Here is a 6,729-nt window from a genome sequence, read left to right on the forward strand (position 1 = left end):
ACATGACGCTGCAAACGATCGGCGCGTTGAGCGATAACCCGCACATCAGCCTGCCAGCACTGGCAGCCTGATCATCCTTGGCCCTGCCCAGGATCGGTGTTCCTACACCACCCCGCGGGGCACTACCTAGAGACCTTCCGCGCTCGTCAACACTGACTATCGTGTTCAGTCGTCCTTTGGTGCGGAGAGCAACATTCCGGCGGCGATCATCGCATCGGCTATCTTGGCAGGCACGAGTGGGTAGGCTCCACTCTCCACTGCTTGCCGGATCTGAGCGACTCGTTCCACATCGACTGGCATCGACCCAGTTGAAAGCGACAAGGCAGTAGAGGCGACTGGAACGGCCGCAGATGCTGTCGTCAGAGCGGTAGTGCTTTTCACCGACGCCGCAGGCTTGGCGCCTTCTGCCCGCCTCGTGATCGCAAGCTGGTACAAACTGAGTCTATCTATTGCCATAATGCCGATCCTTTTGCTCCGACCTACAGAACGGCACTGCAAGGCGCGGAGTTAATGGACAGGCTGCAAGAACTTGCCGCCTACACGGCAAGTATCTGCCAAACGTTACTTAATTCTTGTTTGATGAAACGGAGCGGCATGCCCGAGCCCAGCTGGCGCAGCGACAAGCGCGCATCATCTGAGCGGGACTATGGCAGCAAGTGGTGCTATCAGTCCGATGCGGACTGCTCTCCACATGATGCACTTGGGTCTTTGAGGGCCGCTGGCTAGCTCGCGATAACATGCCACTCAGCCAAGGCAACTGAGCGGCGTTCCTTGTAGGTCTCTCGGCTGACTTGGTGAAGTTCCAGGTTGAAAGTGGTTGTGGATGTTGGCGTGGACAGAGGCGAACTTTTGCAAGGTCTTCACCCGCCTGAATCTGAGCATCGCGCTCTTTCGTCGTCGGAACGGCAGATGCGAGTTCTCGACCCTGTTGTTGGCCCTGCGTCCGACCTCCTGCTTCTCGCAATTGCCGAGTTCGTTCATCGCCGCGCAGCATGATCGCAGCCCATCAGTGGTGATGGTCTCAGGCGAGCCGTGGCGCTTCAGCGCCTTCTTCATGAAGCTGAGCGCTGCCGCCTTATCGCGGGTCTTTATGATGTAGCTCTCGAGCACCTCACCTTCGTGATCGACTGCCCGCCACAGGTACACCATCTCGTCGTTCAGCTTTGCGTACCTCTGATCGAGGTGCCAGCGCCAGTGGCGGAGCCCCCGCATCCGGCACACCCGCTTGCGCTGGACCTCCCCTGCGAACATGGGACCAAACCTGTTCCACCGTAGCCTGGCTGTCTCGTGGCAGATGTCGATCCCCCGCTCGAACGGCAGATCTTCCACGTTCCGCAGGCTAAGCGGAAAGCGGACGTACATCAGCACCACAAGTCGGATCACCTCCGGTGACGAGATGAAGTAGCGGAACGGGCTCGCTGGTTCCCGCGGACGAGGCATTTACCTGCCCTACCCCGGCCTGCTTACCAGCAGGCGCACTTGGTTTGACAGAACCAGCTGGTGGCTTCCTTGGCGGTGGCGGCGGAAGCGGCGGCGCTTCAAAAAATGATCTCGGCAACTCTGGAGGTCGCGGTGGCGACGGCTGCGTTATCGCGACAACATACTTCTGATTGGACGCATCACCGCGCATCAGATGAGACAATCATAAGCTACTAAGATGTGAGTTTTCTGGTGTGCCCAGCTGATCTCGACCTAAACCGTGATGCCGTTAGGATACAAAACACAGAACAGCAGCTCGGCAAATCTCAAATCGTCACTGCCATCAGTAGAAGTGCAGAGTTAATGCCGTGTATACCGCTACAGCGCTGCATACATTGCATTTATCGCTGTAAGCATGTTGCCTCTCGGATCGTTTTGGTCGATGATTACTAGAGAGGGGGCCTAATCTAAAAGGCATACCAGTGGAGAGTGTCAAAGCTTTGATTGCCGACCCTCTGCCCTTGCTTCGTGAGGGGCTGGCCCCAGCAATGCGCTATGCTTTACCCGGCTGTACGGTTTTGAGTGCTGGTACCCTAGCTGAAGCCGAAGCCCTAGCCGGTACGCGAGGCCGGATCGCCATGGCAGTGCTGGACCCCGAGCTGCCAGATGCAAAAGGGCTCTCTGCCCTTCTCCGGCTTCAGTACAGGCTCCCGCGAGTTCCGATTGCTCTACTTGTGGCGCCTCGTGCGCGAGCGCTCGTAGGGACCGCCCGAGCAATGGGGGCTGCGGGCGTTTTGTTGAAGTCTGCCAAGGTCGATGAAATAGCTGAAGACCTCAGATCCATTGCCAACGGAAGATCGGTTTTCCCGCCCCATTCAGTCCCATCGCAAGCGGCTTCTATTCGCGAGATATTGGGTCAGTTATCGGATGCTCAACGACGCGTGCTTTTTGCACTTGCCGATGGACGCGCGAACAAGATGATAGCTCATAATCTGGGTGTCTCTGAAGCAACCGTAAAGGCGCATCTTACCGCAATTTTTCGACAACTGGGTGTCACGAATCGCATGGAAGCCATGTTGGCATTGCAGCCGATTCTTGGTGAGCTGGTGGCTTAAGCCAACACGCTGCGTTCTTAAGCGGCTCAGGAAACCCACTCCAGTTTACGTCCATCTTTGGTTGCCTGCTGGTTGCCAGCGCCACAGCGATTATTTTGGCGGGAGCTTCCCTCCATGTGCCATCGGCCCGACCCAGTTCCGGCCACTTAGGCCGCCCTGCGCCCCTCCCAACTTCTGCCACCCGATCATGTGAGGTCCGGTGCTCTTCCGGGCGCCCGGTACGGCACGGGTAGGACTTTGTTATCCTTCGATGTTAAGCGGACCGCGATGCCGGTCCGTTACGGACGCGTATGTCTGCCAGTCGCGCTCTTCGGTTTGTATGTCGATCGCTGATCGTCAGTGGCGCTGCCCTGGTGATTGTCACGATTAGTACCACCGAGCAGACTTTCCGCGACCGTTTGCTCGTCGTGACGGGTGTATTCTGCGTGCTGCTCGGAACAGGTGTGCTTCGGGAGCTCGGCTGGCGCGCTCGGCCATCAGGCAGCAAGGACACGCAACGTCCTCACAGCGCGGTCGCGGTGGGACAGGAAGCAAACTTGCCCTATGACGAGGCGGCTGAGTAGTGGGAGGCGCCTGCTGAACCACTGCAGGAGGACCGCGTCGGCCGTGCATTTGCTCAGACGAACTGATTGAACCAAAGCACAAGCTCAGCAGTTTAGATCCATTCGAGCATGTCCATGAGCGGCATCTGCGCGAGTCATGACAGCTGGCAAGGCAACCACATGGCAAGGAAACTAGGCGCTAATTATGAGGATGCGCGCGTAATCGAACGCAGCATCCCGTTGCCTGACACATCGCGCTGGGTTGCTAAGCGCAAAGCGGACGTTGTCGCTGCGATCGAGAGAGGAGCCATCTCCATGAACGACGCTTGCGAACGATATCAGCTTAGCCATCATGAGCTGACTTCTTGGAGGCGAGCCGTGCGCCGGAAAGGCGCAGCTGCCCTGCCAGCCAATAACAACGAACATGAACGGCTTAAGAGGCAAGGCTGACGGCTCCGATCCGCCTCATACCCTCCACCCATCAAGTGATGAGTGTCGTCGAATAGTGGCTCTTGCCGCCTCACGCGCCAGCTTGGGCAGTCGGACGTCGTGCTTCATGCTCGGCGGCGTCCTCCAGGTTCACTGTAGATCTTATCTAGGACGCCTCGGAAAACGACTTCCGGGTTCGTCCAAGAAAACTCTGAAGCCTTCTACCTTAAGCTTGTCGCGGAACGCGCTCAACGCGTCGCCCTCAGTTTGGAACGACCTGTTCCACAGAGTTGAGGTTCCTTGCTCATTTACGACCTCAAGCCGCCAAGTTGGCCGATCTTCTAGTCGGTATATTTGGACTTCAATCAGGCGGCCATTCTGGGCGACCTCGTGACTCAACTGCGAATAGATCAGTTCAGGTAAGCCCTCAAATCCACTAATCACGGTGTCCCCTCGCGACTTGCAAGCAGCGATCCATGCCTCGAATCGCCTACAAGCTGTATTCACACGGCAAAGCTGGCAAGCAACCCGGCATTGCGGGCGTCAATCTCGTGCGCTTGACAGGGCAGCGGTGGAATGAAGGCGAAGCAGTACACTTACATCTGCAGTTGCCCTGACCATTGTTGGGGCAGGTGCCGCTCGAACGTGAAGGCTTGTTGACGATGATCACCCGAGCGCGCGTTGAGGCTGGCGGCCTGATTCTCTTCCTAGTACTCATCACGGTCGCGCTAGGACTGGTAGTTTCCAGCTTCTTCGGCGCCCTGCTGTGGGCCGCTTTGGCCGCGATGGTCTTCCAGCCACTGTTTCAACGGCTGCTTGCCAGGTCGCCGGGACGCCGCAACATCGCGGCTGCATCAACCCTTCTAATCATCACGTTCGCGGTCGTGATCCCTGCGCTGGTGATATCGAGTTTGGTGGTCGACCAGGCGGCCGGCGTCTACGAGCACATCCGCACCGGTGAGATCAACTTCGCTTCGTACTTCCAGAAGGTACACGATGCCCTGCCTAATCGCCTGCAAGGTTTGCTGGACAGGTACGGGTTCGACAGTCTCGATAGAGCTCAGGCGCAGATCACGCAGGCGATCAGCCGAAGCGCCAGCCTCCTTGCAAGCCGGGCTTTGTCGATTGGCGCGAACGCCGCCAGCTTCTTGCTAGCCTTCGGTGTCGGGCTCTACGTCACCTACTTCCTGTTGCGCGATGGCGAGCAGATAGGCCCCGCCATCGTGCGCGCACTGCCCCTACAGGCAGCCGCTGCAGAGCGCCTTGCCGAGAAGTTCGTTGCTGTCGTGCGCGCGACGATCAAGGGATCGGGGGTGGTTGCCTTGGTCCAGGGCCTTCTAGGAGCGATCACTTTCTGGATAGTCGGTCTTCCGGCAGCTCTCCTGTGGGGCATGTTGATGGCCATCGCGGCTCTGCTGCCGGCAATTGGCCCTGCCGCCATCATCTGGGCTCCCGTTGCCACTTACCTCCTGGCGACCGGTGCCATCTGGCAAGGCGTACTCGTTGTCGTGTCCGGCGTCTTGCTGATCGGCCTCGCCGACAACATCCTGCGTCCGATCCTTGTTGGTAAAGACACAGGCATCCCCGACTGGCTCGTTCTGGTCACCACCCTGGGTGGCATCAACTTGGTCGGTCTTAGTGGAATTGTTATCGGGCCGCTGGCTGGTGCCCTCTTCATCACTGGTTGGCAGATGCTGACCGAACAGCGGGAGGAGCAACCAGGACGAGCGCCGGTGGCACCTCCTGTAGACGAATGACCAGAGCGGATGAGGAAGGTAGTGTGGTCTGGCTTGAAGCTGTCCTGCAACTGAAGCGAAGAAGCACTGTCCTGAAACCAGGTTCTGTTGAAACCTAATCGGCCAAGCACCACCCGCATGCCCCGTGACGAGATTAGATCGAAAGTTCGTCAGATGACCTGATCCGCCGACCGGGCAGACGCCGGTTTGCAGCAGCCGGCAAGCGCCCGCTTGACGCTATACTGCAAGCAATTTGCAACGAATCGTTTTTATGGTGATCAGGTCGGTTCCGGATGCCGCTGGTGGAACACGTCACCAGCCCCGTGCGGAACCTGCACCCGCACTGCTGTAGTTAGTCGCACTTGCGCTTGCCTATCGGATGGCTGCCGATGCTTGTGCCACGGGCGGGCTCCGGACCGCGCGCTGTTGCGAGAGGTTCGATTTGACTCGCATGCCATCGATCCCGGCTGTCGCGCACCAGAGGTACCCCGCAGGAGTTGCACAGAGCGATGTAAGCGCCGTTCTTACCTCGAGCGATGGACACCAGCGAGGGTTTGTGTCGGCCAAGAGCGCACAAGATCGACATGCATGCATAACCCGTTTCTGGATGAGTTGTGCCATCCTCGCTTACCGCGCCCCGGGGTGACACTGACTATCGGTGCTGCAGTCGATGACAATGCGAGCGATGCCTCGCAGTGGCTCGGCAGAAGGCCAGCGTCATCGATCAGCTTCCTGTTGAACACTGCGGCCGGAACGTGCTCGTGATGTGAGCGTTCGCAGGCACGACGACGTTGCTGCAGCGTCCACTTGCCGAAATCATCAGGAGCGCCTCATGTCCGCAACCGCCGAATCCACCCCGACGCTCGTGGAAGCAGAAACCAAGGGGTTGAAGGTGCGCTCGCGCGATGGCGACAGTCTGGGGCACATCAGCACGCTTATGGTCGACAAGCGCTCAGGCCAGTCGACCTATGCCGTCCTGAGCCTTGGCGGGTTCCTCGGCATGAACAAGAGCTACTATCCGGTGCCGTTCAGCCTTGTGGCCTACGATACCGCCAATGACGATTATGTGGTCACGACAGACCGGCGCGTGCTGGAAGGCGGCCCGAGCTGGGCCAACAACGCTCCTGAGTTCAACGAAGCGTATGCCGATCGCGTGGCCGGCTACTATGGCACGGAGCGTACGCGGATCGCGTAAACCAGCGCGCCACGAAAGCTTACGACGGGGACCGCCGCCTGAGAGTTTCAGGCGGCAGCTCCTTGCTTGAGCTGCTTAGATTGGCGCGCCGGACGGAGTGCCGGGCGCAGTAGCCGATTGCTCATCATCGGTTGCTGGTGCAACGTGCTCTTGAGCCGCAGCAACAAGGTCATCCTTCTTCTCGCGCGCCGCGCTCACCAGATTGTCGGCCTGCTCAGAAGCGACGTTGCGGGCCTTCTCACCGATGCTCCCGAGCGCCTGATGTTCAGCATCGCTCTCCGGTAGCAGGCTAC

At 58.9% G+C, this 6,729-nt stretch carries 7 protein-coding genes; 4 read left to right on the forward strand and 3 right to left on the reverse strand.

Annotated elements, in window-relative coordinates:
* Positions 1-165: 165 nt before the first annotated feature.
* A complete protein-coding gene (flgM, locus tag GV044_RS20740) occupies positions 166-456 on the reverse strand; it encodes a flagellar biosynthesis anti-sigma factor FlgM (protein ID WP_159874371.1) in 291 nt (96 codons plus the stop codon).
* Positions 457-744: 288 nt separating this feature from the next.
* Positions 745-1,362: an IS6 family transposase gene (locus GV044_RS20745; protein WP_236555154.1), complete on the reverse strand. Its 618-nt coding sequence runs from the start codon at positions 1,360-1,362 to the stop codon at positions 745-747.
* A gap of 539 nt (positions 1,363-1,901) precedes the next feature.
* On the opposite strand from GV044_RS20745, the gene GV044_RS22625 reads away from it, so the two are divergent.
* From GV044_RS22625 to GV044_RS20765, 4 genes are all read left to right on the forward strand, one after another.
* Complete coding sequence (locus GV044_RS22625; RefSeq protein WP_256377314.1) at positions 1,902-2,534, forward strand: response regulator transcription factor; 633 nt, start codon at positions 1,902-1,904, stop codon at positions 2,532-2,534.
* 722 nt (positions 2,535-3,256) lie between these two features.
* Entirely contained in the window at positions 3,257-3,526 is a 270-nt protein-coding gene (locus tag GV044_RS20755; RefSeq protein WP_159874374.1) for a DUF1153 domain-containing protein, read from the forward strand.
* A 641-nt stretch (positions 3,527-4,167) separates the two neighbouring features.
* The gene (locus tag GV044_RS20760) at positions 4,168-5,262 is read left to right on the forward strand and encodes an AI-2E family transporter (RefSeq protein WP_159874375.1); all 1,095 of its coding nucleotides are present in this window, start codon (positions 4,168-4,170) and stop codon (positions 5,260-5,262) included.
* A gap of 811 nt (positions 5,263-6,073) precedes the next feature.
* On the forward strand, positions 6,074-6,436 hold the full coding sequence (locus GV044_RS20765) for a PRC-barrel domain-containing protein (RefSeq protein WP_159874372.1): 363 nt from the start codon (positions 6,074-6,076) through the stop codon (positions 6,434-6,436).
* A gap of 75 nt (positions 6,437-6,511) precedes the next feature.
* Here the strand turns inward: GV044_RS20765 and GV044_RS20770 are convergent.
* The coding region (locus tag GV044_RS20770) for a hypothetical protein (RefSeq protein WP_159874373.1) at positions 6,512-6,729 on the reverse strand (218 nt) is incomplete at its 5' end.

It is taken from the genome of Novosphingobium sp. 9U (assembly GCF_902506425.1).
Lineage (GTDB): Bacteria > Pseudomonadota > Alphaproteobacteria > Sphingomonadales > Sphingomonadaceae > Novosphingobium.